Raw genomic sequence first — 26569 nt, forward strand, 5'->3', positions numbered from 1 at the left:
TCGCCACCGCAAAGCGCCCCGGGACCGCGCTGCCGATGTCTCGTCATCGGTCGTTACCGAAAATGCTCCAAGGCCGTTTTCAGGAAGGAAGATTCTGATGCACCGCATTGCTCTGACACTGACCCTCGCCACATGTCTCGGCTTTCCCTTGCACGCGGCCAGCCAGCAGGAGCGCACCGGACGCCTTGAACGCGTCATGGCAGACAGGCAGGTCCGCGTCTGCATCTGGCCGGACTATTACGGCATCAGCTATCGCAACCCGAAAACGCAGGTGCTCTCGGGGATCGACATCGACATGGCCGAGGCGCTCGGCAAGGATCTTGGCGCCAGCGTTGTTTTCGTAGACAGCTCATTCGCGCGCCTGATCGACGACATCAGCGCCGACCGGTGCGACGTCGCCATGTTCGCGGTTGGCATCACCCCGCAACGACAGAAAAAACTGCGCTTCACCTCGCCGCATCTCGCCAGCGACATCTACGCCATTGCGTCGAAAACCAACCGTCGCATCAAGCAGTGGGACGATATCGACAAGCCGGGGTCGGTCGTCGCCGTGGCGAAGGGGACGCTGCATGAGCCTGTGATGCGCAACAAGCTCAAGGCCGCCGAACTGCTGGTGCTCGACACCCCGTTTGCGCGCGAACAGGAGGTGCAGGCGGGGCGGGCCGACGTATTCATGACCGATTACCCTTACATTCAGCGCTTTCTCGCGAATGCACAGTGGGCCCGACTCGTGTCCCCTCCAAGCACGTATCACGTCACGTCCTATGCCTATGCGATGCAACCCGGGGATGACGATTGGCATGCCCGCCTCGAGCGCTTTGTCAGCGACATCAAGCGTGACGGTCGCCTGATGTCTGCCGCCAGGCGCCACAAGCTTGACCCGATCGTCGCTCCGTGACGCAGAGCGTGCGCCAGCTGCGCCTCACCTTCCTGCTCACGCTGTCACTGTTCTCGGCCGGGCTCCTTGCAATCACCGGCTACACCCTGTGGCGTCTGAACGCTGACGCGGTGCGTGCGGGCTATGAGATCTCGGCGCTGCACACCCGCAGCTTCGAGGACTATCTGACACAGAGCCTGCATATTGCCGAACTGGCGGCCGCCACCTCGGTGACAGAAAACGATGGCCGCCCCGACCTCGCGGCGACTGAGGTCGCTTTTCTCGCCACCTTGCGCAATTCTCCCTTCCTGCGCTCGATGTCGCTGGTCGACGATCAGAACCGCATCATCGCCAGTTCCAATCCGGCCAATATCGGCGAGACGATCACGCTGGAAGACTTTCTTCCGCCGGTCAGCGGCGCCCGCGAGATTCTGCGCATTGGCGTCCCGTGGGCCGGACGCGATTTTGCCGGCGGACGCCGCACCACGGCAGACGCCCCGCTGGCCGCCGATGCGCTGAGTTTCATCCCGGTCGCGCGCAGCCTGAGCTTCGGCGACCACGCGGTCACGATCCTGATCGCGCTGAATCCGGACTTCTTCGTCAACCTGATGTCGCAGAGCGTCCATTCCGAAACGGCCCTGATCAAGGTGCTGCGCTACGACGGCACACTGCTGATCGCCAACGACCCCGACGCCCGAGCAGGCACGGTCAATGCCGGCGACCTCGCTGCCCTGGTGCAAACCGACGCCGAGCACGGTCGCTTCGAGCGCGACACGGATGACCGCAGTGGCGCCCTGAGCACCTTCCGCACCTCCTCCCTGTACCCCTTCATCATGATCACCCACCTGTATCGCGACACCGCGCTGCAAGGCTGGAGAAGCGAAGCGAAAGCCCTGGTGTTCGTGGTCGGCCCGGCCCTGCTCGCCGTCATCCTGATCGCCGGCGCCTTCTACCGTCGCCGCATCCAGCTGATGACCCAGCGCGCCGAAGCGGAGCGACTGCAGCGCATCAATGCGACGGTTTTCGAGTCCAGTGCCGAGGCGATCGTCATCACCGACGTCAACGCCGACATCATCTCCGTCAATGCCGCCTTCACCCGCATCACCGGTTACGGCACAGACGAGGTCATCGGCCGCAACCCTCGTCTGCTCGCATCCGGCACACATGACAGAGCCTTCTACACCCGGATGTGGACCACCCTGCTCGACGAGGGCTTCTGGCGCGGGCAACTGGTCAACCGGCGCAAGGACGGCACGCTCTACCACGTGCAGATGTCGATCACCGCCTCGCGCGACACACAGGGAAAACTGCAGCACTACATCGGCGACATTGTCGACATCACCGAACGCAAGCAGGCGGAGGAGCGCCTGCACCTCGCCGCCAGCGTATTCACCCATGCGCACGAAGCCATCATGATCACCGCACCCGACGGCCGCATCATCGATGTCAACGCAGCCTTCAGCCGCATGACCGGCTTCAGCCGCGAAGAGGCGCTGGGGCAGAACCCTCGTATCCTGAAGTCCGGCCGTCAGTCCGACGAGTTCTACGCAACGATGTGGAAAACCCTGGTCGAGAACGGGCAGTGGTCGGGGGAGGTCTGGAACCGGCGCAAGAATGGCGAGGTGTTCGCCGAAATGCAGACCATCAGCGCGGTGCACGACGAGCACGGCAACATTCAGCGTTACGTGGCACTGTTTTCCGACATTTCCCGGCTCAAGGAGCACGAGAGCCAACTGGAGCACATTGCCCACTACGATGCGCTGACCAGCCTGCCCAACCGCGTACTGCTTGCCGACCGGCTGCACCAGGCCATGGCCCAGGCCCAGCGGCGGAAACAGCGCCTGGCCGTCGCCTATCTCGACCTCGACGGCTTCAAATCGGTCAACGACCACAACGGCCATGACGCGGGTGACCAGCTGCTGATGACCGTGTCGACACGCATGCGCCAGACGCTGCGCGAGGGCGACACGCTCGCCCGCCTGGGCGGCGACGAGTTCGTCGCGGTCCTGGTCGATCTCGATGCGGTCGCCGACAGCGTGACACTGCTCACCCGCCTGCTCGCGGCTGCCGCCCAGCCGGTTCATGTCGACGATCTGGTGCTGCAGGTTTCGGCCAGTGTCGGCGTCACCTTCTATCCGCAGACGGAGGAAGTGGATGCCGACCAGTTGCTGCGTCAGGCCGACCAGTCGATGTACCAGGCCAAGCTCTCGGGCAAGAACTGCTATCACGTGTTCGACGCCGACCATGACCGCAGCGTGCGCGGCCACTACGAGAGTCTCGAACGCATCCGCCAGGCAATGACCGAGAACGAACTGGTCATGTATTACCAGCCCAAGGTCAATATGCGCACCGGCAAGGTGGTCGGCGCCGAAGCGCTGATCCGCTGGCAGCACCCCGAAAAGGGACTGCTGCTCCCGGGCTCCTTCCTGCCGGTCATCGAGAACCATCCGCTGTCGATCGAGCTCGGCGACTGGGTCATCGACACCACGCTGAGCCAGATGGAAGCCTGGCATGCACTCGGCCTCGACCTGCACGCCAGCATCAACGTCGGCGCCCGCCAGTTGCGCGACCCCGGCTTTGTGGACCGCCTGCGCGACATCCTGAGCGCACACCCGCAGATCCCGCCCTCCTGCGTTGAGCTGGAAGTCCTGGAGACAAGTGCGCTCGAGGATCTCGCCGGGGTCGCGGAGATCATCCAGGCCTGCAGCGAGCTCGGCGTAAAGTTCGCACTCGATGACTTCGGCACCGGCTATTCGTCGCTGACCTACCTCAAGCGCCTGCCGGTCGCCCAGCTCAAGATCGACCAGAGCTTCGTACGCGACATCCTCGACGACCCTGACGATCTCGCCATTGTCGAAAGCGTGCTCGGCCTGGCCGCAGCGTTCCGCCGCCAGGTCATTGCGGAAGGCGTGGAGACCGTGGAGCACGGAGAGCTGCTGCTGCAGCTCGGCTGCGAACTGGCGCAAGGCTACGGGATCGCGCGTCCGATGCCCGCCGCGGCGATACCTGGCTGGTGCGCATCGTGGCGCCCCGACCCGACATGGCAGGCTTGCCGGACCGTCAGACGCAGCGCGCTGCCCCTGCTCTTTGCCAGTGTCGAACATCGGGCGTGGATCAGCGCCTTGATTCATTACCTCAAGGGCGAACGGGGGGCACCGCCACCGCTCGATCGTCATGAATGCGCATTCGGCAAGTGGCTGGACGCTGGCGGCCTGAACCATCGCCGAGGCGACAGGACCTGGGAGCAGATTCAGTCCCTGCACCGGTCGGTTCATGAACTGGGCACGCAATTATGCACCATGCATGCCCGGGATGAGGATCAGCACGCCGAGCTTGAACGCGGCATCCGCGACCTGCTCGAACTGCGCGATGCGCTGATCCTCCAGCTGCGGGCATTGCTCCAGCTTGCCGAGCGCCCGGCCGGGCAGCGCCAGGCGGAGTACCGCCCGGCGGAAGCGGTCACGCAGCGTTCATATGCCGCCGGCACGGAAAGATAAACCCGCCTGCATGGACAAGGCTGGAATGAAACATAGACCATGCTAAGGTTTGTACCTGCGCAGGCGTTTTCGCCTGACGCGCGGCAATGCTCAACCCCAGCGCTGAAGAGGATCCATGGCGATTGACAAGAAGCTACTCGACGACCTTGAGCGACGCCAGGCCGAGGCCCTTGCCTCCGGCGGGCCGGAACGCATCGCCAGGCGCCATGCCAAAGGCCAGCTGACCGCACGCGAGCGGCTGCAGGGCCTCTATGCCAGGGACACCTTCCAGGAGTTCGGTCTTCATGCCCAGCATGAGACGCGCGGCTTCGGCATGGAGAAAAAATCGCTCCCCACCGATGGCGTCATCACCGGCATCGGCTTTGTCGACGGACGCCCGGTCGCAGGTTTCAGCCAGGACTTCATGATTGCCGGCGGATCACTCGGCGCCGTCCACGCGCGCAAGATCTGCGAGCTGATGGACCATGCCGCACGTGGCGGCATGCCGCTGGTCGGCTTCAACGATTCGGGTGGCGCGCGGATTCAGGAAGGTGTGGAAAGCCTGTCGGGCTATGGCCAGGTATTCAACCGCAACGTGCTGATGTCAGGCGTCGTACCCCAGATCGCGGTCATCTGCGGGCCGTGCGCAGGCGGCGCGGTGTACTCCCCGGCGATGATGGACTTTCTGATCATGACGCGCCACTCGGCGAGCATGTTCATCTGTGGTCCGGAAGTCATCCGCGCCGTCACCGGCCAGCACACGACCATGGAAGAAATTGGCTCGGCCGAAGCCCATGCGCGCGACTCGGGCAACATCCACTTCATTGCCGAAGATGACCGCCACGCCCTGGAGCTGGTGCGCAAGCTGCTGAGTTATCTGCCATCGAACAACATGATGGACCCGCCCCACCGCCTGAGCGAAGAGATCACGCTGCAGGACGACAGCGGTATCGAAGACATCCTGCCGGAAGACGCCAAGCGTGCCTACGACGTCAAGGATGTCATCGCCCGCCTGGCCGACGAAGGCAGCTTTCTGGAGGTGCAGCAGGAGTTTGCAGCCAACCTCGTCATCGGGCTCGGACGCATCAATGGCGTCGTGGTCGGCTTTGTCGCCAACCAGCCCCTGGTCAAGGCCGGCACGCTGGACATCGACGCCTCGGACAAGGGTGCGCGCTTCATCCGCTTCTGCAACATCTTCAACATTCCCCTGGTCACGCTGGTCGATGTGCCCGGCTTTCTGCCCGGCGTGGCGCAGGAGAAGCAGGGCATCATCCGGCACGGCGCCAAGATGCTGTTCGCCTATGGTGCAAGCACCGTCCCCAAGATCACCGTCATCATGCGCAAGGCCTACGGCGGCGCCTTTCTGGCAATGTGCTCGCGCGACATGGGTGCCGACCTCGTGCTGGCGTGGCCGACGGCCGAGATTGCCGTCATGGGGGCGGAGGGTGCAGTCAACATCCTGTACCGCAAGGAGATCGACGAGGCTGAAGACCAGGCCGCACGTCGTCGCGAGCTGATCGACGAGTATCGCGCCGAATTCGCCTCGCCCTACCAGTCTGCCGCGCGCATGTTCGTGCATGACGTGATCCAGCCACGGCGAACCCGCGCTGCGGTGTCGCTGGCACTGCGCTCCTTGCTCTCCAAACGCGAGACGCGTCCACCCAAGAAGCACGGCAACATTCCGCTGTGAGGACCGGGGAGCACCAGCGATGAGCGTAACCGACACCCTGGCATTCATTCTGACCGGCTTCAGCGTCGTGCTCATCGCACTTTCGCTGCTGTGGCTGGTCAGCGCGCTCATCGGCCGCCTGTTCGCCGCCGCCGCGCCCCGTCCGGCCGCCGTCGCTGCGGTCGCCCCGCCTGCAGCAGGGCCGACACCCGCTGCGCCCGGCATCCCGGCGGCGCATGTCGCAGCAATCACGGCCGCCGTCGCGGTCATGACCGGTGGGCGCGGACGGGTGGTCTCGGTGAGGGCGCCAGCCCATCTGGCAGTCACCTGGGCCCGCGAGGGACGCACCGAGCAGTTTTCATCGCATCGCGTGCGCTGGGACTGGGCCATCCCCGGCCCACCCCATGTCGACCAGGACGCACCCCCGCAGGATCCGGCGCCCGTGCAGCCCCCCGTCAACAGACATCAATGAGAGAAACAATGAGAAATTTCAGGATCACCGTTGACGGCACCCCCTACGAAGTCAGCGTCGAGGAACTGGATGCTGTCGCGCCGGCCAGCGCGAGCCCGTCACCGGCACCGTCCCCCGCTCCGCGCCCCGCTCGCCCCGCAGCGGCGGCCGCGCCAGCCGCGCCGCCACCCGCTGCAGCAGCTGACGGTGGTGCAGGCGACGTGCACAGCCCGCTTGCCGGGACAGTGGTTTCGGTCGATGTCGCGGTCGGTCAGCACGTCACGAAGAGCCAGCAACTCGTGGTCCTCGAGGCGATGAAGATGAACACCTACATCACCGCGCCGCGTGACGGCAGAATCACGGCGATCAACGTCGCTGCCGGCACCGCAGTGGCCGAGGGGCAGTCCCTCCTGAGCATCGGCTGAAGCGTGCACCACAGCCCCCCGACAGCCCGAGCACCTCATCCGAAGGCCTCCCGATGGACATGCTGAACGACCTCATTGCGCTCACCGCCTTCGGCCACGTGACACTGCAGATGATGATCATGTGGGTGGTCATCTGCGGCCTGCTCTACCTCGCGGTGTACAAGAACTTCGAGCCCTTGCTGCTGGTGCCGATTGCCTTCGGCGCGCTGCTGGCGAACCTGCCCACCGAAGGCATGGTCAACCCGCCGGTGGGCGACACCCCGGGCGGTCTGTTCCACTACATCTCGCTCGGGGTCCATCTGGAGCTGTTCCCGCCGATCATCTTTCTCGGCGTCGGCGCACTGACGGATTTCGGCCCGGTCATCGCCAACCCGCGCACCTTCCTGCTCGGTGCCGCAGCCCAGTTCGGCGTCTTCGCCACCTTCATCGGCGCCGCGCTGCTCGGTTTTTCGACCGATCAGGCAGCGGCCATCGGCATCATCGGCGGCGCCGACGGCCCGACCTCGATCTTTCTCGCCAACAAGCTCGCCCCCGAACTGCTGGCACCGATCGCGGTGGCGGCCTACTCCTACATGGCGCTCGTGCCCCTGATCCAGCCCCCGATCATGCGCGCGCTGACCACCACCAAGGAGCGCGCCATCCGCATGCGCTCGCTGCGTCAGGTATCGAAGACGGAGAAGCTGATTTTCGCGCTGGTGGTCACCGTGCTGGTCATCCTGCTGGTGCCCGCCGCCTCAGCCCTGATCGGGATGCTGATGCTGGGCAATTTCCTGCGCGAGTGCGGCGTGACAGAGCGTCTGAGCAAGGCCGCACAGAACGAAATCATCAACATCGTCACCATCCTGCTCGGCACCTCGGTCGGCATCACCATGACGGGTGAGCGCTTCCTGCAACTGGAAACGCTGAAGATTCTGAGCCTGGGCATCGTCGCCTTTTCCATCTCGACGGCATCGGGCGTGCTGATGGCCAAGCTGATGAACCTGGTGTCGAAAGAGAAGATCAATCCGTTGATCGGTTCGGCAGGCGTGTCTGCCGTCCCGATGGCGGCCAGGGTCAGTCAGGTGGAAGGTCAGCGCGCCGACCCCGGCAACTTCCTGTTGATGCATGCGATGGGGCCGAACGTGGCCGGCGTCATCGGCACTGCCGTCGTCGCCGGTTACTTCATCGCCAGGCTCGGAAACTGAACCCGGTCGCGTCGGCCTCAGCCCCGCTTTCCCTCATTGCCATGCGTTTCGGCAAAACGCCTTTCCAGCTCGAGGCGCAGCGCCTTGCGTGCCGCAGCGGCCTCGAAACGGCGCTTCTCCTCGGGGCTGAACGGCCGTAGCGGCGGCACGGGCACCGGCTTGCCCTCGTCGTCCACCGCAACCATGGTGAAGAAGCAGCTGTTGGCATGGCGCACTTCCTGGGTGCGGATGTTTTCCGCCACCACCTTGATGCCGACCTCGAGAGAAGACTTGCCGGTGTAGTTCACGCTGGCGAGAAAGGTCACCAACTCGCCCACCATGATCGGCTGGCGGAACATCACCTGATCGACGGAGAGCGTCACGCAGTAGCGTGCGGCGTAGCGACTGGCGCAGGCATAAGCCACCTGGTCGAGCTGTCGCAGGATGGCACCACCGTGCACCTTGCCGGAAAAGTTGGCCATCTCCGGGGTCATGAGGACGGTCATCGTGAGCTGGTGTGCAGGCAAATCCATTGTTCTTGCTTCCGACTGAGTGTTGGGGGGTGCCCTATATTCGCATGATGCGGCGCCCGGGCGCACGGCTGTAAGCCGGATTCAGCCTCATCCTGCCACCAGTGTACTTTCGGTTCGCTTTCGGCTCACGGACGACCAAAAAAATGCCCCGCTCGCTGGCGGGGCATTCGTGATGCGATGCTGCGCTTCGGTCAGGCTTCGACCGAACTCCGGATCAGGTGATCGAAGGCGCTCAGCGCGGCCTTGGAACCCTCGCCCATGGCGATGATGATCTGCTTGTAAGGCACCGTGGTGCAGTCCCCGGCGGCAAAGATGCCCGGCACCGAGGTCTGGCCCTTGGCGTCGACGATCACTTCGCCGAAGCGCGACAGTTCGATCGCGCCCTTCATGAAGTCGGTATTGGGCAGCAGGCCGATCTGGACGAAGATGCCTTCGAGCTCGATGCGCTTCACCTCGTCGGTGCTGCGGTCCTTGTACATCAGGCCATTGACCTTGTCGGTACCGGTCACTTCGGTGGTCTGGGCACTCTTGATCACGGTGACGTTGGGCAGGCTGTAGAGCTTCTTCTGCAGCACTGCATCGGCACGCAGGGTGTCGGCAAACTCAAGCAGGGTGACATGGGCCACGATGCCGGCGAGGTCGATCGCCGCTTCGACGCCCGAGTTGCCGCCGCCGATCACCGCCACACGCTTGCCCTTGAACAGCGGGCCGTCGCAGTGCGGGCAGTAGGCCACGCCCTTGCCACGGAACGCCTGCTCGCCGGGCACGTTCATTTCGCGCCAGCGTGCGCCGGTCGCAAGAATCACGGTCTTCGCCTTGAGCGAGGCACCGTTCTCGAGCTGCACCTCCGTCATGTCGCCCGGCACCAGCTTGGCCGCGCGCTGCAGGTTCATGATGTCGACGTCGTACTGCTTGACGTGCTCTTCGAGCGCCGCAACCAGCTTCGGCCCCTGGGTTTCCTTCACCGAGATGAAGTTCTCGATCCCCATGGTATCCATCACCTGGCCACCGAAACGCTCGGCCACGATGCCGGTGCGAATGCCCTTGCGTGCGGAATAGATCGCCGCCGCAGCACCCGCCGGGCCACCACCGACGATGAGCACGTCGAACGCGTCCTTGGCGGCAATCTTGGCGGCCTCACGCTTCTCGGCGCCGGTATCGATCTTGCCGATGATCTCGGCCAGCTCCATGCGACCCTGGCCAAATTCCTGACCGTTCAGGTAGACCGTGGGCACGGCCATGATCTTCCGCTCTTCCACTTCGCCCTGGAACAGGGCGCCATCGATCATGGTGTGGCGGATGTTCGGATTGAGGATGGAGAGCAGGTTGAGCGCCTGCACTACGTCCGGGCAGTTGTGGCAGGACAGCGAGATGTAGGTCTCGAAGTTGTATTCGCCCTCGATGTTCTTGATCTGCTCGATCACATCCGCCTCGACCTTGGGCGGGTAGCCCGCGCTCTGCAGCAGGGCAAGGATGAGGGAGGTGAATTCATGCCCCATCGGCAGGCCGGCAAAGCGCACGCGCGCCTCTCCGCCCTTGGGACCGACCGAGAAGGAGGGCTTGCGTTCGGTGTCGTCGCGCCGCTCGATGACGCTGATGAGATCCGACTGTTCGGCGACATCCTTGATCAGCGCCTGCATTTCGCGCGACTTTTCGCCATCGTCCAGCGACGCCACGATCTCGATCGGCTGCGTCACCCTTTCCAGATAGGCTTTCAGTTGAGTCTTGATATTGGCGTCCAGCATGATGACTTCTTCCTTGATAGTGAGGACCATCGGCATGTTCGGTGGTCCGGATACAACGCAGCCGGCGCGTGGCCGGCTGCAGAGCAGGCTGCCTGGGCCGGGTAGGCCCGGGCAACTACAGCGACAACTTAGATCTTGCCGACGAGGTCGATGGACGGCGCCAGGGTCTGCTCGCCTTCCTTCCACTTGGCCGGGCACACTTCGTTCGGGTGCGAGGCAACGTACTGAGCAGCCTTCAGCTTGCGCACGGTTTCGGTCACGTCACGGGCGATCGCGTTGTCATGGACTTCCATGGTCTTGATGACGCCGTCCGGATTGACGATGAAGGTGCCGCGCAGTGCCAGGCCTTCTTCGGCGATATGCACGTCAAAGGCGTTGGTCAGCTTGTGGGTCGGATCGCCCACCAGCGCGAACTTGGCCTTGCCCACGGCGGGGGAGGTCTCGTGCCACACCTTGTGCGAGAAGTGGGTGTCGGTGGTAACGATATACACTTCGGCGCCAGCCTTTTCGAACTCTGCATAGTGCTCGGCCGCGTCTTCGATCTCGGTCGGGCAGTTGAAGGTGAAGGCTGCAGGCATGAAAATCAGGACGGACCATTTGCCCTTCAGATCTGCATCGGTCACTTCGATGAACTTGCCGTTCTTGTAGGCTTGAGCTTTGAAAGGCTGAACTGCGGTGTTGATCAGGGACATTGCTGAGTCTCCGTGTGGGTTGATGTAACTGCGACGAACAAATGATAGTCGCTTGAACGAATTTGCTCTAATTGAGATTGAAGATGGCCTCGATTGGAATTTACTATCGAAAGCCACCTGGTGATTGCAAACTTGAATTTTACAGAATCTGAACCCGCCCCGCGCAAGCAACTCAAAGACGCGTTCCCCACCCCCTTTAAAACTGCATCACGACCATGACAGCACTTCGCACCCTTATTGAATCCACTGGTTTTCAACGTTTCATCATCACGGTGATTGTCATCAATGCCATCACCCTCGGGCTGGAAACCTCGGAAGCGGTGATGGGCGCTGCAGGTGGGGTGCTCATTGCCCTCGACCGGCTCGCGCTGGCGATCTTTGTCGTAGAGATCGCACTCAAGCTCGTGGCCTACCGGCATCGCTTCTTCACAAGCGGCTGGAACCTGTTCGACTTCACCATCGTCGCCATCACGCTGGCGCCCACAGGCGAAGGCATGGCCGTGTTGCGCGCGCTGCGAATCCTGCGTGCGCTGCGTCTGGTGTCGGTCATTCCGTCGATGCGCAAGGTGGTCAACGCCCTGCTCCGAGCCCTGCCCGGCATGGGCTCCGTTCTTGCGCTGCTGCTGCTGGTGTTCTATGTCTCATCGGTGATGAGCACCAAGCTCTTCGGAGCGGACTTCCCGGAGTGGTTCGGCTCCATCGGCGCGTCCTTCTACACCCTGTTCCAGGTGATGACGCTCGAATCGTGGTCGATGGGTATCGTGCGCCCGGTGATGGAGGTCCATCCGCTGGCGTGGGTCTTCTTCGTGCTCTTCATCCTGCTCACCACCTTCGCGGTGCTCAACCTCTTCATCGCCATCGTGGTCGACGCGATGACCGAGGTCGAACATCAGGAGCAGGACGAAACACGCACCCTGGTCATGGTGGATCACGAAGTCCTGATGGCGGAGATTCGTGCGCTGAGGACTGAAATCAGGGCGCTCAAGAACGACGCCTGATACAAGGCAAAGCGGGCGCCCAGTGGCGCCCGCTTTGCGATTGAAACGGCTTGCGACGCCTCAGGCCGAGGCCAGGTGACGGCGCACCGAGATCTCCGCACCAAGCCAGCCCAGAAAGGCTGCAAACGACACGATCGCGAGCGACTCCGGCCACTGCGGCCCGGCCAGCGAAAACACCGCGCCATAGGTCTCCGCCAGGCCTGCGACCGGTGCGGCCAGCGCGGCCACGCCCAGCCACACGGCCCCCAGCGCCACCAGGCCACCAAGCACGCCCTGCAGGCCGCCGAACCAGTAGAAGGGGCGGCGGATGAAAGGATCGGTCGCGCCCAGGAGCCGGCTCACCTCGATCTCTGCCCGCTGGGTAAGAATCTGCAGCCGGATGGTATTGAAGGTGACGATGACCAGCGCGAAACCGAGCAGCCCCGCCAGCATCAGCACCGCCGAACGGCCGAGCACAAGCAGCGCATGCAGCCGCTTCACCCATCCCGAGTCGAGCTGCACATGTGCCACCCTGGGCCAGGTCTTCATCTCGCCGGTGAGCGCTTCGAAGGCAGCCGGATCGCCAGTGCGCAGCGTCACCACGAAGGCGTCGGGCAGCGGATTGGCATCGAGCCCGCCAAGCACGTCACCCAGCCCGCCCCGCTCCAGTTGCTGCAGGGCTTCGTCCCGCGGCACAAAGCGGAAGCTGGCCAGTTGCGGATCGGCGCGCAGGCGCTTCTCGATGGCTGCGGCGTCGGCTTCGCCGGCACCGGTTTCGAGAAAGACGCTGATCTCCGGCGTGCCCGAGACTCCGCGCGCAAGCGAAGCGATATTGTCCAGCAGCAGATAGCCGCCTGCCGGCAGCGACAGGGCAATGCCCATCACCAGGGCCGACAGCAAGGTGCCCAGGGGCTGGCTGGCAAGGCGCCCGAGCGCCTGGACGATCGCCCTGAAATGCAGATAGAACCAGTTGCTCATGCGCCCTCCGTCAGCAGCCCCTTGGCCAGCGTCAGCCGACGCGGCGAGGACTCGGCGAACAGGGTCGCATCATGGGTGGATACGAGCACGGTGACACCTGCACTGTTGAATGATTTGAACAAGGCGGCAATCCCCGCCGCAGTGGCCGAATCCAGATGCGCCGTCGGTTCGTCGGCAAGCAGGATCGAGGGGCGGTTGACGATGGCACGGGCAATGGCGACCCGTTGCTGCTCACCGCCCGACAGGCCCGCCGGCATCTCTCTTCCCCGCCCGTCCAGCCCCACGCGCTCGAGTGCCGCCGCGACACGCTTGGCGGCGTCGCCGGGCGGGTGCCCGGTGATGACCAGCGGCAGCATCACGTTGTCGAACACCGAACGGTCGAACAGCAGGCGGCTCTCCTGCAGCACCAGCCCGAGGTTGCGCCGCAGATAGGGAATGGCGCGCGACGGCAGCCGGGACACATCCTGCCCGTTGATCCGCACCACACCCGCTGTCGGCCGTTCAATGGCCGGGATCAGCTTGAGCAAGGTGCTCTTGCCTGCGCCTGAATGGCCCGACAGCACCACCAGTTCGCCATGGCGAATCTCGAAGCTGACGCCGGCAAGCGCCGTGTAGCCGCCCGCATAGCGTTTGGCAACGTCCTCGAAAACGATCATGCCTTGTCGCCCCTGGCCGCAGCGTTCGCCCCGGCAAGCGGCTCGAACAGGGCGTCGACGAACTCACGCGACTTGAAGGGCTGCAGATCGTCGATGCCCTCGCCCACGCCGATGAAGCGCAAAGGCTTGGGGCACTGGCGCGCGATTGCGGCAATGACGCCGCCCTTGGCCGTGCCGTCGAGCTTGGTCACCACCAGTCCGGTGACGCCGATGGCGGCATCGAAGGCCTTGACCTGGGCGAGTGCGTTCTGGCCGATGTTGGCGTCAAGCACCAGCACGACCTCGTGCGGACCGGTGGGATCGGCCTTGGTCACGACGCGGCGCACCTTGGCGATTTCCTCCATCAGGTGCAACTGGGTCGGCAGACGCCCAGCCGTATCGGCGAGCACGATATCGATGCCGCGCGCACGCGCCGCGTTGATGGCGTCGAAGATCACTGCAGCCGCATCGCCGCCGTCCTGCGCGATCACGGTCACGTTGTTGCGCTGCCCCCAGGTCATCAGCTGCTCACGCGCAGCGGCGCGGAAGGTATCGCCCGCGGCCAGCAGCACGCTCTTGCCCTGAAGCTGGAAGTACTTGGCGAGTTTGCCGATCGAGGTCGTCTTGCCCGAGCCATTCACCCCCGCAATCATGATGATGTAGGGCTTGTGGCCGGACACGTCGAGCGGCTGCTCGAGCGGCGCGATGATCTTGTGCAGGCCATCGGCCAGCGCCTGCTGCAGCTGGTCGGCGGTTTCGAGCTTGTCGCGCTTCCAGCGCAGGCGCAGGTCGTCGATCAGGTGCTGGGTGGCGTCGACGCCGCAGTCGGCCATCAGCAGCGTTGATTCGAGCTCTTCGAGGAGGTCCTCGTCGATCTTTCTGCGCCCGAACAGGCTCGCCAGACCGCCACCGAACTGCTGCCGGGTTCGCGACAGGCCGGCCTTGAGGCGCTCTGCCCACGAACGCCTGGGCGCAGCCGCCTGTTCGACTGCGGGCGCAGCCACGGCCGGAGTGACGGCGGCGGGCGCGACGGGCGCTTCAGGCTCGACCGCTTCCGGCGTCGCCTTCGCAGGCACCGCAGGCTTTTCCTCGGGCAGCGGCGCGGGGACGGGTGCTGCGGTTTCAGTGGTTGAGGGCGCGGACGGATCGTCGGCAGACGGCGTTACGGCAGGCTTTTCGGACTTGCCGGACTTCTTGAAGAAACCAAACATGGGCGCTCGGGTCAGAGGGATCGTTCGGGTGGGCGCCATCGCACTGAGCGGGCGCTGCAATCCGGATAGGACTAAGATGCGGCTCCGCGTCGTTCCGGCTTCGGCCGAAGCGAGCATGGCGCCCCGAATTCTATCAGATGCAGGACATCTCCATGTTTCACCAGACCTTTCCACGCTTGCTGCTTGCCGGTGCCACGCTGCTGCTCAGCCTGGGCGCCCACGCCAACCCGTTCGAGACCACGCTCGCCAATGGCATGAAGGTGATCGTCAAGGAAGACCGCAGGGCACCGTCGGTCGTGCACATGGTGTGGTACCGCACCGGCTCGATGGACGAGCCCGAAGGCGTATCCGGCGTCGCCCATGTGCTCGAACACCTGATGTTCAAGGGCACGAAGACGCTGAAGGCAGGCGAATTCAACAAGCGCGTTGCGGCAGTGGGCGGGCGTGACAACGCCTTCACCAGCAAGGATTACACCGCGTACTTTCAGCAAGTACCGCCTTCGCATCTCGGCCAGATGATGACGCTCGAAGCGGATCGCATGCGCAACCTCGTCATCACCGACGGCGAGTTTGCACGCGAGCGCGCCGTGGTCCAGGAGGAGCGCCGCCTGCGCACCGACGACCAGCCCCGCGCCCTCGTCTACGAACAGCTGATGTCCACCGCCTTTCAGGCGCACCCCTACCGGCGCCCGGTCATCGGCTGGATGAGCGACCTCGAGGCGATGAAGGCGGAAGACGCGAGGACCTGGTACCGACGCTGGTACGCCCCCAACAATGCCTATCTGGTCGTCGTCGGCGACGTCGACCACAAGTCGGTCTTCGAGATGGCGCGCGAGCACTACGGCAAGATCAAGGCGAACCCCCTGCCCGAGCGCAGGATCAGCGCCGAACCCGAACAGCAGGGGCCGCGCAGCGCGGTGGTGAAGGCGCCGGCCGAGCTGCCCTACCTGGCCATGGCCTGGAAGGTGCCGGCACTGCGCAACCCCGACGCTGACCGTGACGCCTATGCCCTGCAGGTTCTGGCCGCGATCCTCGACGGCTACGACGGCGCCCGTCTCAACAGTCGTCTGGTGCGCGACAGCCGGATCGCGATGTCGGCCGGGGCCGGCTACGACGGCACCGGCCGCGGCCCCTCCCTGTTCTACCTCGACGGCGTGCCGGCGGCCGGCCAGAGCATGGAGAGCCTTGAAACCGCCCTGCGCGCCGAGTTGCAGCGAATTCGTGACGAAGGGGTCAGCGAGGCCGAGCTCAACCGGGTCAAGACCCAGGCGCTCGCAAGCAAGGTCTACAAGCGCGACTCGCTGATGGGGCAGGCGATGGAGATCGGCTATATCGAGGCCGCCGGCCTGTCCTGGCGCGACGACGAGCGTCTGCTCGAAGGTCTGCGCGAAGTCACGGCCGACGAGGTACGCAGCGTCGCACAGCGTTATTTCAGCGACGACACCCTGAGCATCGCCCGCCTGGACCCGCTTCCCGTAGGCAAAAAGACCCCGCGCTCACCGCTTTCCGCCATCCGTCACTGACCTTCCGGAAGACTGCTTTCAATGACCGCACGCATCGCTTTCCCGGCAGCCGCAACGCTGCTGCGCAACAGTCTGGCCCTGGCGGCCGGCCTCCTATTTTTCGGCAATACGGCGCTGGCCGGACCGGACATCCAGCAATGGACGGCCAGCACCGGCGCCCGCGTCCAGTTCGTCGAGAGCCGGGCCCTGCCGCTGGTGGACATTCAGATCGACTTTGCCGCCGGCAGCGCCGTCGAACCGGCAGACAAGGCCGGCCTCGCAGGGCTCACCCGTGGCCTGCTCGATGCTGGCGCCGGCACGCTGGACGAACAGGCGGTGTCCGACCTCAGCGCGGACATCGGCGCCCAGATCGGCGGCGGCACCGACAACGATCGCACCAACCTGTCGATCCGCAGCCTGTCTTCAGCCAGGGAGCTCAACGCCGCTGTCGACCTCGCGGCCACCCTGGTCTCGGACCCGATCTTCCCCGCGGCGGTCCTCGATCGCGAACGCGAACGTGCAATCGCCGGCCTGCGTGAATCCCTCACCAAGCCCGGGACGCTGGCTGCGCGCAGCTTCAACGAGGTCGCCTACTCGGGTCACCCCTATGGCAGAAACGTCACGGCCGAATCGCTCGCCACCATCAGCCGCGACGACCTGGTCGCCTTTCACCGCGACCACTACGCCGCCCGGTACGCCTCGGTCAGCATCGTGGGCGACGTGGACCGTGCCACCGCCGAAGAGATTGCCGTCCGCCTGACGAACCGGCTTCCCGCAGGCGTCGACACAGCCCCCCTGCCTGCGCCGGTGCAGCCAGCGGCACAGACCCTGCGCATCGCCCACCCCTCGGCACAGGCGCACATCGTGATCGGACAGCCGGGCATGGCGCGTGAAGACGCCGACTATTTCCCCCTGCTTGTCGGCAACTACGTACTTGGCGGCGGCGGCTTCGTTTCCCGCCTGACGCGTGAGGTGCGCGAGAAGCGGGGCTTCGCCTACAGCGTCTACAGCTACTTCGCACCGCAGCAGGTCGCGGGACCGTTCGAGATCGGGCTGCAGACCCGCGGCACGCAGACCACCGAAGCACTCAAGGTGGTGAATGACACCCTCAACACCTTCATCGCCGAAGGTCCGACCGCCGCCGAACTGCAGGCGGCCAAGGACAACCTGGTCAATGGATTCGGGCTGCGTCTGGACTCGAATCGCAAGATCCTCGACTATGTCGCCATGATCGGCTTTTACCAGCTTCCGCTCGACTGGCTCGACCGCTACCCGCGTGCGGTGGCGGCGGTATCCCGCGAACAGGTGCGTGACGCGTTCTCGCGCCGCATTCGCCCCGAGCACCTCGTGACCATCATTGCCGGCGGTGACGGCGATGTTGAGGCCAGCAGCAGCGCAGGTGACAAGGGCCGATGAGTCGTGTTCGCATTGTCGGCGGCGAATGGCGCTCCCGCCTGCTCGACGTGGCCCGCGTACCCGGACTGCGCCCCACGCCCGATCGCGTGCGTGAGACGCTGTTCAACTGGCTGGGACAGGATCTCGACGGACTGAACTGCCTCGACCTCTTTGCCGGCACCGGCATTCTCGGGTTCGAAGCGGCCTCGCGCGGCGCCGAAAAGGTCACGATGGTCGAGTACGACCCCCGTGCTTTTGGTGCGTTGAAGCAGGCTGCAGAAACCCTACGAGCGTCGCAGGTAGAGATCATTCGCGGCGATGCGGTAAAATTCCTGCAATCCACCCCTCGGAAGTTCGATGTGGTGTTTCTTGATCCGCCATACAGGCAGGGCTGGATCGAGCGCGTGGCGCCTCTGATCGACAGAATCATGCAGCCGGATGGATGGCTGTATGTTGAATCGGAGTCGACGGTGACGCACCTGGGCGGATGGCAGACAGTCAAACAGGGTCACGCCGGACAGGTTCATTTCCATCTCATGCAGGGAACGCAGAAATGAAGGATGTGGTGGCGCTTTACCCAGGAACCTTCGACCCGTTCACGCGGGGACACGAAGATATCGTACGACGTGCAGCGCTGTTGTTCGAGGAAGTCGTGGTAGCGGTGGCTGCGAGCCCGGGCAAAGGCCCGATCTTCAGTCTGGATGAACGCGTAGCCATTGCACAGGAGGTGCTGAGCCCTTTTCCGAATGTTCGGGTCACGGGTTTCAGCGGACTGCTGATGGACTTCGTTCGCGCTCAGCGCGCCCGGGTCGTATTGCGTGGCCTGCGTGCGGTTTCCGACTTCGAGTACGAGTTTCAGATGGCCGGGATGAACCGCAAGCTCTATCCGGACGTCGAAACGGTATTCCTGACGCCCGCCGAGGAATACATGTTCATCTCTGCCACCATGGTGCGCGAGATTGCCCGCCTGGGCGGGGACGTTAGCAAGTTCGTGCAGGCAAGCGTGCTTGCGCAGTTGCAGCACAAAGTGAATTTAAAGCGATAGCAAGGAAGCAATCCACATGTCTCTCATCATTACCGACGAATGCATCAACTGCGACGTCTGCGAACCCGAATGCCCCAACGGCGCGATCTACCAGGGTGACGAAATCTACGAGATCGACCCCAACAAGTGCACCGAGTGCGTAGGCCACTTCGACGAACCGCAGTGCCAGCAAGTCTGTCCGGTCGACTGTATCCCGCTCGATCCGAACAACGTCGAGACCAAGGAACAGCTGATGGAGAAATTCGTCAAGCTGACCGCGAAGAGCTGATCAGCCCCAACCCGGCTGAAAACACAAAGGGGCGAACATTGCGTTCGCCCCTTTTTTGTCTGCTCGGCTCGTCGCTCAGGCGACCCGGGCTTGCTGCTCCGCCGCTGCTGCCGGCTGCGCGCCCAGGGCGCGCATGATGTCAGCCTCGATTGCGGCCAGTTCTCCCAGCAGCATCAGCAATCCGGCCTCGGCCTGCTTGAGTTCGTCCACCCGGTCTTCCAGCGTATCCGTGGCCTGATGGATTCGCTTCACGCTTTCCAGGCGACGCTTGAGTTGCAGTTGATACTCGCGCACCTGGGTCTCGAGCGGTGACATCACCGCACGCAGCCATTGCTCGACATCCCGGTTTGCAACTTCGAAGGTGCGACGCGCCTGAACCGCAACCGTCTCGAAAAACTTCTGCGTCAGGGTGTGCTTTTCGGTGGTCACCAGCGTCAGCGTGGTGTTGATCTGACGGTTGAACGCCTTTTCCAGACGGTCGAGTTCCGCCTCGTAGCGCTGCGTCGAAAACGCCTCGGGCGAGGTCAGCTGCAGACCATGCTCGACACTGAAACGCTTGTACATGCTGTCGAGCATGCGGGTGATCTCGGCAATCTCCGAGGTGGACTGGCTCAGATTGCCGCGCAAATGGGCGAAGAAACCTTCCATCGCATCACGCAGCCCGCGGGTGAAGCTCGACTCGAGCATGGCCTCGCGCGTGCGGCGGGTCTCGTTGCGCAATGCATCGAGTCCCAGGTGCGTGAGCAGGTTATTGGTCAGATTCGAGAACACCGAGCGCACTGCATAGTATTTCTGCAAGCCCTGCTCGAACTCCTCTTTTTCGACCCGGATCTTGCGCATCATGTATTCGATGACGTTCTGATTCTTGCCGCGCAGATCGGTGAGCTCCTGCAACTGCTCGCGCACGCCATAGAGCCGCGCATCCAGCAGCGCCGTGGTCTGGCGCACCAGGTCGGAGGTTTCGCCGAGCGTGTTTTCGCGCACGATTTCCTGCTTGGTCGGCAGCAGGTCTTCCGTCAGCGCGCGCTCGAGTTCCGGCAGGCGACTGCGTGCCAGCAGCGACGCATCCCCATTGACCCGCGCAACCAGTCCCTTTTGCGCAGAGACGGGGAAAACCGCCTGCGGCTCCACGTCCAGCGTGTCGGCAACGGTCTGAACCTGGCGCGTGATCTCAGCCTCGATCCGCGCGTCATCGCGCAGTCCGTCCCACAGGCCGTCGATCTTGTTGAGCACGACCATGCGCCCGCGCTGCCGCCCCTGACCGACGCTGACGTACTCACGCCATACCGCGAGATCGCTCTGGGTCACACCGGTATCGGCGGCCAGGATGAACAGCACCGCATGCGCATTGGGCAGCAGCGACAGGGTCAGTTCGGGCTCGGCACCAATGGCATTCAGACCCGGCGTATCAAGCACCACCAGCCCCTGCTCGAGCAAGGGGTGGGGAAACTGGATCACCGCATGGCGCCAGCTCGGCACTTCCACCAGGCCATCGTTGCCGGGCTTCAGACCGTCATCGCCCCGTGGGTCCACCTTGAATCCGAGGCGCTCGGCCTCGTCCTGGCTGACCCGGTGCACCTCGCCGACGCGCGCCAGCGCGCCCTGCAGTTCCTTGGCCGAACCCGCCGTGAGCGGCACCACGGTCCATTCATCGGCCTTGAGCTTGAGTTCGCTGACCTGCGCCTGCAACACCCGGGTCGCAATCGGCAGCAGCCGCAACTCAGGCGTCGCCCCGGCAGTCCATTGCAGCTCGGTCGGGCACATGGTGGTGCGGCCGGCGCTGGACGGAAGAATGCGGTCTCCGAAATCGGAGAAGAAGATGGCGTTGATCAGCTCGGACTTGCCCCGCGAAAACTCGGCGACAAATGCGATCGTCAGCTTGTCCTCGCGCAGGCGCTCGATCACGTACTGCAGGCGGAGGTCGGCCTGTGCATCGCCAACATCGTTGCGCGTCAACCAGCTGCGCAAGCGCGCCACCGATTCCATGGCCGCGCCGCGCCAGCGGCTGTAGGCGGAAAACTGTTCTGCCAGAGTCATGATCAATTCACCTGTTCTGCCAATACTTTGAGCGCGCATGACGCTCACTCCGTGAGCATAGCGCCGATCGCACCGGCGTGCCATTCCTTCGTCCCCTCGTCTGCCATGCCGCCACGGGCTCAGCGCCCCCGCCGCTGGCACTGCGGGCAGAAAAAACTCGCCCGCTGCCCGCTCACAAGCCGCTCGACCGGCGTACTGCAGACCCGGCAGGCCTCGCCATCGCGTCCGTAGACGAAGTACTGCTGCTGAAAATAGCCGGGCTGGCCGTCGCCACCGACGAAGTCACGCAGGGTACTGCCTCCGGCCTCGATTGCGGCGCTCAGGGTCGCCCGCACCGCCTCCGCGAGGCGCTGGTAACGTGCCAGCCCGATGCGTCCCGCCTGCTCCAGCGGATGAATGCGGGCGCGGAACAGGCTTTCGGACGCGTAGATATTACCCACCCCGACGACGCGATGGCTGTCCATCAGCACGTGCTTTACCGGCGCACGCAAACCGCGACTCAGCCGATACAGGCACTCGCCGTCGAAGGCGTCGCCCAGCGGCTCCGGCCCGAGCGAGGCGAGCAGCGGATGCATCTCGGCTGCGCCCTGCTGCCACACCACCAGACCGAAACGGCGCGGATCGCGCAGACGCAAGGCGCGATCGCCGAACACGAAATCCACATGGTCATGGACACCGGCGGGCTCGTCGGGATCGATCACCCTCAGGCTGCCCGACATGCCAAGGTGCACGATCACGCTGCCATTGCCGAAATCGAACACCAGATACTTTGCCCTGCGCCATACGCGCACCAGACTGCGTCCGCACACCTCCTCGGCAAGGGCTGGCGGAACAGGCTGGCGCAAGCGCGGATTCCGCACCGCAAGCCCCGTCAGCACGCGCCCTTCGACATGCGGGCGAACGCCGCGACAGGTGGTTTCGACTTCGGGCAACTCGGGCATCGGCAATCCGGAAAAGTGGGCTGAAGCGCAGGCAACTTGCCGGCGCAGGTGCAAAGTGCCTACCATGAGGCGAACCGAATTCTAGAACAGCCCTCCAAGCCATAGTACCTGCATCGCAGCCCTGCACCCCGTGCAGCGCCCCGAACCTGCAAAGCCCGCCAGCCGAGCCCACGGAACCAGCCGGACCGCCTTATGAATCGCACCATTGCCCGCCGCCTAGCACACCTCGGCACCGCCCTCTTGCTGGGTCTGTCGCCGGGCGCCTTTGCCCTTGCACAGGAAGCGCCAGCTGCAAGCACACTGCCCGCACAGGAACTCACCCCGCAGACGCTCTACCGTTTCCTGCTGGCGGAAATCGCCGGCGCCCGCGGGCAGATCGGTCTCGCTGCGCAGCTCTACCTCGAAATCGCACGCGACACACGCGACCCGCGCATCGCGCGCCGGGCGGCCGAGGTGGCGCTGTTTGCGCGCAACGCCGACATGGCTGCCGAGGCCGCGCGAATCTGGAGCGAAGCCGACCCCGACTCGGAAGAGGCCAAGCGCCTGCTCGCAGGCGTCGTCAGTACGCACGGCGGCCGCATGGAAGACGTGCAGATCCAGCTCGCCCGCGCGCTCGCCCAGGCGCCGGCAAATCTCGACGCCAACCTCATGGGACTGAACCGGGCCTTGTCGCGACTGGAGGACAAACAGGCCGCCCAGTCGATGGTCATTCGCCTCACCGAGCCCTACCTCGACCACCCGGAGGCGCATTTCGCCCGCGCGCAGGCCGCTGCGATTGCCGGCAGCCCGATGGAGTCGCTGACGGCGATCAACGCCTCGCTGCTGCTGCGCCCGGACTGGGAGACCGGCCTGCTGTTCAAGGCCCAGCTCCTGATGCAGACCGGCGCGCATACCGAGGCAAGCCACCTGCTGCAGGAGGCGATCACGCGCCAGCCCGACAACCGCAACCTCCGTCTGGGCTACGCGCGCAGCCTCATTGCCGCCAAGCAGTTCGAAACCGCGCGCACCGAATTCCGGACGCTGCTGGAGAGCGCACCGGGCGATCGCGACCTGCTTTACGCGGTTGCACTGCTGTCGCTGCAGCTTGACGACCCCAGCGCGGCCGAGCCGCTGCTGAAACAGGCACTGGAGGCCGGCCATCCCGAAGCGGACGCCATCCGGATCCATCTCGGACAGGTCGCCGAACAACGCGAAGACGGCGCGGCCGCGCGCAAGTGGTTCGAATCCGTCGGCCCCGGCGCGCATTACGCCGAAGCCCGTATCCGCAGCGCACACAGCCTGGCGCGCGAAGGCCAGATCGATGAAGCGCGCAGCCTGCTGCAGACACCGACGGAGGACGCAAACCTGAGCAGGCGCTTCCGGCTTGCCGAGGCGCAGATGCTGCGCGAAGCCGGGCGCACGGAGGATGCTTTCGACGTCATCGACGACGCCTTGCTGCAAGCGCCCGACGACGCCGATCTGCTCTACGAGTCTGCCATGCTCGCCGAGCGCCTGGACCGCCTTGAGGTCATGGAAGGACGTCTGCGCAAGGTCATTGCGCTGACGCCTGATCACGCACACGCGAAGAACGCGCTCGGCTACTCGCTTGCCGACCGCGGCATTCGCCTGGAAGAGGCGGAGCGGCTGATCGCCAGCGCACACGAGCTTGCACCGGACGATGCCTTCATCCTCGACAGCCTGGGCTGGGTCAGCTTCCGCCTTGGCGACAACGAGGCCGCGCTCGAGCACCTCCAGCGCGCCTACTCGATGCGCCCCGACCCTGAGATTGCAGCACACCTGAGCGAGGTCCTGTGGACGCTCGACCGCCGCGCCGAGGCCGAAACGCTGCTCGACGAAGCCCTTGCCGAACACCCTGACAACGAAGCCCTGCGCAGCACCGCCCTGCGCCTGCGCAAACCGTGAGGGCCGCCAGGCACGTGCGCCGCAGGCTTCTCGCGACCACCTTCGTCACCGCCCTGCTCGCAGCCTGCGCCCCGCTGCAAACCGTGCCCGGAAGCGTCGCGGTGGTTCGCACCGCCAGCCCGTACTTCGAGCTCGATGGTCGCCTGTCCGCTACCGATGGCGAGCGCGCAGCCAACGGTCAGATCGAGTGGCGCCACGCCCAGTCCACCGACCAATGGACCGCGTACAGCCCGCTGGGGCAGATCGTCGCGCGCCTCGACAGCAACGCGGCAGGGGCCGAACTGATGCTGGCTGACGGCAGGCGTCAGCGCGCCGCCAGCGCGTCCGAACTGCTTCCTGCGCTCATCGGCGTCGACCTTCCCCTGCAGCGCCTTCCCGGCTGGATTCAGGCCAGCCCGCAAGCGGACGCCGAGGTCCGCAGCCTCGACGAGGTCGGGCGGCCAAGTCTCGTCATCGATCAGGGCTGGCGCATCGACTACACCGAATACCTCAACCCCGCGGCAGACGCCCTGCCGCGCCGCCTTGAAATATCGCGTGGCGACGCCCGCGTCCGACTTGTGATCGACCGATGGACTCTGCAACCCTGACCCACCCTGCAAACCCGCCCGTCCAGCAGCTCAGGGGCTGCCTTGCCCCGGCCAAGCTCAACCTCTTCCTGCATGTCACCGGTCGCAGGGCCGACGGCTACCACCTGCTGCAAACCGCATTCCGCTTGCTCGACTGGGGCGACACCCTCGATTTCAGCGTGCGCGAGGACGGCCAGATCCGCCGCCTGTCCGACCTGCCGGGCGTTCCCGAGGAGGAGGACATCGTGATCCGCGCCGCACGCCTGCTGCAGCAGTCGACACACTGCAGCGCCGGCGCTGACATCACCGTGCACAAGGTCTTGCCGATGGGTGGCGGACTAGGCGGTGGAAGTTCGGATGCGGCTACGACACTGATGGCGCTCAACCACCTGTGGCGCACCGGCCTCAGCGCGGAACAGCTGCAGGCGCTCGGACTGACGCTCGGGGCCGACGTACCCTTCTTCATCTATGGCCGGGACGCGTTTGCCGAGGGCGTCGGCGAGAAATTCCAGCCGTTGCATCTCGACCCCGCCTGCTACGTTGTGGTGTCGCCAGGTGTCGGAATATCGACAGCAGAAATTTTTTCATCGAAGGACTTGACGAGAGATAGCGTCCCCATCAAAATAGCGGACTTCACAGCAAGCCACGCACGGAACGACCTGCAAGCAGTAGCGTGCAGAAAGTACCCGGAAGTGGCTGAGGCAATCGACTGGCTGGCGCAGTTTGCACCAGCAAGGATGACTGGCTCAGGTGCCTGTGTGTATGCGGCAGTCGATTCGGAAGCTCAGGCTCAACGTATCGTCGATCAATGTCCGACACGCTGGCAGGCCTGGAAGGCAATTAGCCTGGCACAGCATCCCATGAGTCGCCTCGGCGGGTGATCAGGTTTCAATTGGGGAGTCGCCAAGTTGGTCAAGGCACCGGATTTTGATTCCGGCATTCGAAGGTTCGAATCCTTCTTCCCCAGCCATATTACGACGGGCAGGCCTCTGGCCTGCCCGAGTCGTTTTTGAAGACAGTTTCATTCTATCGGCATCGGAGATTCGGTCATGCCCTACGGCAGCCTGATGGTCTTCACTGGCAACGCCAACCCCAAACTCGCAGCAGATGTGGTTCGGCGGCTGGGCATTTCCCTCGGTTCGGCCACGGTAGGCCGCTTCTCCGACGGCGAAGTCAATGTGGAGTTGCTCGAAAACGTGCGTGGCAAGGATGTGTTCATCCTCCAGCCTACCTGCGCACCCACCAACGAGAACCTGATGGAAATGCTGGTCCTCGTCGACGCGCTCAAGCGCGCATCGGCCGGCCGCATCACCGCAGCAATCCCCTATTTCGGCTATGCCCGTCAGGACCGTCGTCCGCGCTCGGCCCGGGTGGCGATCACCGCCAAGGTCGTGGCCAACATGCTGCAGGCCGTCGGTGTCCAGCGTCTGCTGACCATGGACCTGCACGCTGACCAGATCCAGGGCTTCTTCGACATCGCGGTCGACAACGTCTACGCCGCACCCGTACTGCTTGCCGATCTCGACAAGCAGAAATACGAAGATCTGATGGTGGTCTCGCCCGACGTCGGCGGCGTGGTGCGCGCACGTGCGTTCGCCAAGCGTCTCGAGTGCGATCTCGCGATCATCGACAAGCGTCGCCCCAAGGCCAACGTTTCCGAGGTCATGAACATCATCGGTGAAGTCGAAGGCCGCACCTGCGTGATCATGGACGACATCGTCGACACCGCCGGTACGCTGTGCAAGGCGGCCAGTGCGCTCAAGGCCAACGGTGCCAAGCGCGTGCTTTCCTACTGCACGCACGCCGTGCTGTCGGGTGCGGCGGTCGCACGTATCAACGAATCCGAACTCGACGAACTGGTTGTCACCGACACCATTCCGCTGCGCGAGGATGCCAAGGCCAGCAACCGCATCCGCCAGGTCTCGGTGGCCTCGCTGCTGGCCGACACCATGCTGCGCATCAGCAACGAGGAATCGGTTTCCTCGCTGTTCATGGAATAACCTTTTCGGCCCGCGGCTTGCTGCGGGCCTTTTCATCTCTGCCTGGTCGCGGGCAGAGACTTCATCAACTGGAGTAGTACA

Annotated in this window: 24 protein-coding genes and 1 tRNA gene; 17 read left to right on the forward strand and 8 right to left on the reverse strand. The window is 64.4% G+C overall.

Features of this window, described 5'->3' with window-relative positions; all coding sequences use genetic code 11:
- Positions 1–97 precede the first annotated feature (97 nt).
- The 6 genes from CEW83_RS11065 (at position 98) to CEW83_RS11090 (ending at position 8082) form a co-directional block, all read left to right on the forward strand.
- On the forward strand, positions 98–898 hold the full coding sequence (locus tag CEW83_RS11065) for an ABC transporter substrate-binding protein (RefSeq protein WP_108949390.1): 801 nt from the start codon (positions 98–100) through the stop codon (positions 896–898).
- Positions 895–4374 carry an EAL domain-containing protein gene (locus tag CEW83_RS11070; protein ID WP_108949391.1) on the forward strand — a complete coding sequence of 1160 codons (3480 nt, stop codon included), beginning with the start codon at positions 895–897 and terminating at the stop codon, positions 4372–4374. Before CEW83_RS11065 ends, CEW83_RS11070 begins: the two co-directional genes overlap by 4 nt.
- A gap of 115 nt (positions 4375–4489) precedes the next feature.
- Positions 4490–6043, forward strand: a complete 1554-nt coding sequence (locus tag CEW83_RS11075) for an acyl-CoA carboxylase subunit beta (RefSeq protein WP_108949392.1) — start codon at positions 4490–4492, stop codon at positions 6041–6043.
- Between the two features lie 19 nt (positions 6044–6062).
- The gene (locus CEW83_RS11080) at positions 6063–6494 is read left to right on the forward strand and encodes an OadG family transporter subunit (RefSeq protein WP_108949393.1); all 432 of its coding nucleotides are present in this window, start codon (positions 6063–6065) and stop codon (positions 6492–6494) included.
- 8 nt (positions 6495–6502) lie between these two features.
- Positions 6503–6898 carry an acetyl-CoA carboxylase biotin carboxyl carrier protein subunit gene (locus tag CEW83_RS11085; RefSeq protein ID WP_108949394.1) on the forward strand — a complete coding sequence of 132 codons (396 nt, stop codon included), beginning with the start codon at positions 6503–6505 and terminating at the stop codon, positions 6896–6898.
- A gap of 53 nt (positions 6899–6951) precedes the next feature.
- Complete coding sequence (locus tag CEW83_RS11090; RefSeq protein WP_108949395.1) at positions 6952–8082, forward strand: sodium ion-translocating decarboxylase subunit beta; 1131 nt, start codon at positions 6952–6954, stop codon at positions 8080–8082.
- 17 nt (positions 8083–8099) lie between these two features.
- On the opposite strand, the gene CEW83_RS11095 is transcribed toward CEW83_RS11090, so the two are convergent.
- From CEW83_RS11095 to ahpC, 3 genes are all read right to left on the reverse strand, one after another.
- Positions 8100–8594, reverse strand: coding sequence for an acyl-CoA thioesterase (locus CEW83_RS11095; protein ID WP_108949396.1), 495 nt, complete (start codon positions 8592–8594; stop codon positions 8100–8102).
- A gap of 191 nt (positions 8595–8785) precedes the next feature.
- Positions 8786–10339 (reverse strand): alkyl hydroperoxide reductase subunit F, encoded by a 1554-nt coding sequence (gene ahpF / locus CEW83_RS11100; protein WP_108951353.1) that lies wholly within the window; start codon positions 10337–10339, stop codon positions 8786–8788.
- 128 nt (positions 10340–10467) lie between these two features.
- Positions 10468–11031, reverse strand: coding sequence for an alkyl hydroperoxide reductase subunit C (ahpC, locus tag CEW83_RS11105; RefSeq protein WP_108949397.1), 564 nt, complete (start codon positions 11029–11031; stop codon positions 10468–10470).
- A gap of 215 nt (positions 11032–11246) precedes the next feature.
- On the opposite strand from ahpC, the gene CEW83_RS11110 reads away from it, so the two are divergent.
- The gene (locus tag CEW83_RS11110; protein WP_108949398.1) at positions 11247–12029 is read left to right on the forward strand and encodes an ion transporter; all 783 of its coding nucleotides are present in this window, start codon (positions 11247–11249) and stop codon (positions 12027–12029) included.
- 60 nt (positions 12030–12089) lie between these two features.
- On the opposite strand, the gene ftsX is transcribed toward CEW83_RS11110, so the two are convergent.
- The 3 genes from ftsX to ftsY are packed head-to-tail and all read right to left on the reverse strand — an operon-like array spanning position 12090 to position 14832.
- Positions 12090–12986 (reverse strand): permease-like cell division protein FtsX, encoded by an 897-nt coding sequence (gene ftsX, locus CEW83_RS11115; protein ID WP_108949399.1) that lies wholly within the window; start codon positions 12984–12986, stop codon positions 12090–12092.
- A complete protein-coding gene (locus tag CEW83_RS11120) occupies positions 12983–13642 on the reverse strand; it encodes a cell division ATP-binding protein FtsE (RefSeq protein ID WP_108949400.1) in 660 nt (219 codons plus the stop codon). Before CEW83_RS11120 ends, ftsX begins: the two co-directional genes overlap by 4 nt.
- Entirely contained in the window at positions 13639–14832 is a 1194-nt protein-coding gene (gene ftsY / locus CEW83_RS11125; protein ID WP_108949401.1) for a signal recognition particle-docking protein FtsY, read from the reverse strand. Before ftsY ends, CEW83_RS11120 begins: the two co-directional genes overlap by 4 nt.
- A 152-nt stretch (positions 14833–14984) precedes the next feature.
- On the opposite strand from ftsY, the gene CEW83_RS11130 reads away from it, so the two are divergent.
- The 5 genes from CEW83_RS11130 to CEW83_RS11150 are packed head-to-tail and all read left to right on the forward strand — an operon-like array spanning position 14985 to position 19042.
- Positions 14985–16355 (forward strand): M16 family metallopeptidase, encoded by a 1371-nt coding sequence (locus CEW83_RS11130; RefSeq protein ID WP_108951354.1) that lies wholly within the window; start codon positions 14985–14987, stop codon positions 16353–16355.
- 21 nt (positions 16356–16376) lie between these two features.
- Positions 16377–17750: a M16 family metallopeptidase gene (locus CEW83_RS11135; RefSeq protein WP_108949402.1), complete on the forward strand. Its 1374-nt coding sequence runs from the start codon at positions 16377–16379 to the stop codon at positions 17748–17750.
- Entirely contained in the window at positions 17747–18286 is a 540-nt protein-coding gene (rsmD, locus tag CEW83_RS11140) for a 16S rRNA (guanine(966)-N(2))-methyltransferase RsmD (RefSeq protein WP_108949403.1), read from the forward strand. Before CEW83_RS11135 ends, rsmD begins: the two co-directional genes overlap by 4 nt.
- Entirely contained in the window at positions 18283–18774 is a 492-nt protein-coding gene (coaD, locus tag CEW83_RS11145; RefSeq protein WP_108949404.1) for a pantetheine-phosphate adenylyltransferase, read from the forward strand. The genes rsmD and coaD overlap by 4 nt, the downstream gene beginning before the upstream one ends.
- Before the next feature lie 16 nt (positions 18775–18790).
- Entirely contained in the window at positions 18791–19042 is a 252-nt protein-coding gene (locus CEW83_RS11150) for a YfhL family 4Fe-4S dicluster ferredoxin (protein ID WP_108949405.1), read from the forward strand.
- Between the two features lie 75 nt (positions 19043–19117).
- On the opposite strand, the gene CEW83_RS11155 is transcribed toward CEW83_RS11150, so the two are convergent.
- Together CEW83_RS11155 and mutM are read right to left on the reverse strand one after the other, a co-directional pair.
- A complete protein-coding gene (locus CEW83_RS11155; protein WP_234418779.1) occupies positions 19118–21079 on the reverse strand; it encodes a dynamin family protein in 1962 nt (653 codons plus the stop codon).
- Positions 21080–21198: 119 nt separating this feature from the next.
- A complete protein-coding gene (mutM, locus tag CEW83_RS11160; protein WP_108949406.1) occupies positions 21199–22020 on the reverse strand; it encodes a bifunctional DNA-formamidopyrimidine glycosylase/DNA-(apurinic or apyrimidinic site) lyase in 822 nt (273 codons plus the stop codon).
- Positions 22021–22212: 192 nt separating this feature from the next.
- Between mutM and CEW83_RS11165 the strand changes: the two genes are divergently transcribed.
- The 5 genes from CEW83_RS11165 (at position 22213) to CEW83_RS11185 (ending at position 26488) form a co-directional block, all read left to right on the forward strand.
- A complete protein-coding gene (locus tag CEW83_RS11165; protein WP_108949407.1) occupies positions 22213–23922 on the forward strand; it encodes a tetratricopeptide repeat protein in 1710 nt (569 codons plus the stop codon).
- Between the two features lie 14 nt (positions 23923–23936).
- Positions 23937–24509 (forward strand): lipoprotein insertase outer membrane protein LolB, encoded by a 573-nt coding sequence (gene lolB, locus CEW83_RS11170; protein ID WP_199915100.1) that lies wholly within the window; start codon positions 23937–23939, stop codon positions 24507–24509.
- Positions 24491–25369, forward strand: coding sequence for a 4-(cytidine 5'-diphospho)-2-C-methyl-D-erythritol kinase (gene ispE, locus CEW83_RS11175; protein ID WP_108949409.1), 879 nt, complete (start codon positions 24491–24493; stop codon positions 25367–25369). Before lolB ends, ispE begins: the two co-directional genes overlap by 19 nt.
- 12 nt (positions 25370–25381) lie before the next feature.
- A tRNA-Gln gene (locus tag CEW83_RS11180) sits at positions 25382–25458 on the forward strand.
- Positions 25459–25537: 79 nt separating this feature from the next.
- Positions 25538–26488: a ribose-phosphate pyrophosphokinase gene (locus tag CEW83_RS11185; protein WP_108949410.1), complete on the forward strand. Its 951-nt coding sequence runs from the start codon at positions 25538–25540 to the stop codon at positions 26486–26488.
- Positions 26489–26569 lie beyond the last annotated feature (81 nt).

The organism is Parazoarcus communis (assembly GCF_003111645.1).
Lineage (GTDB): Bacteria > Pseudomonadota > Gammaproteobacteria > Burkholderiales > Rhodocyclaceae > Parazoarcus > Parazoarcus communis_A.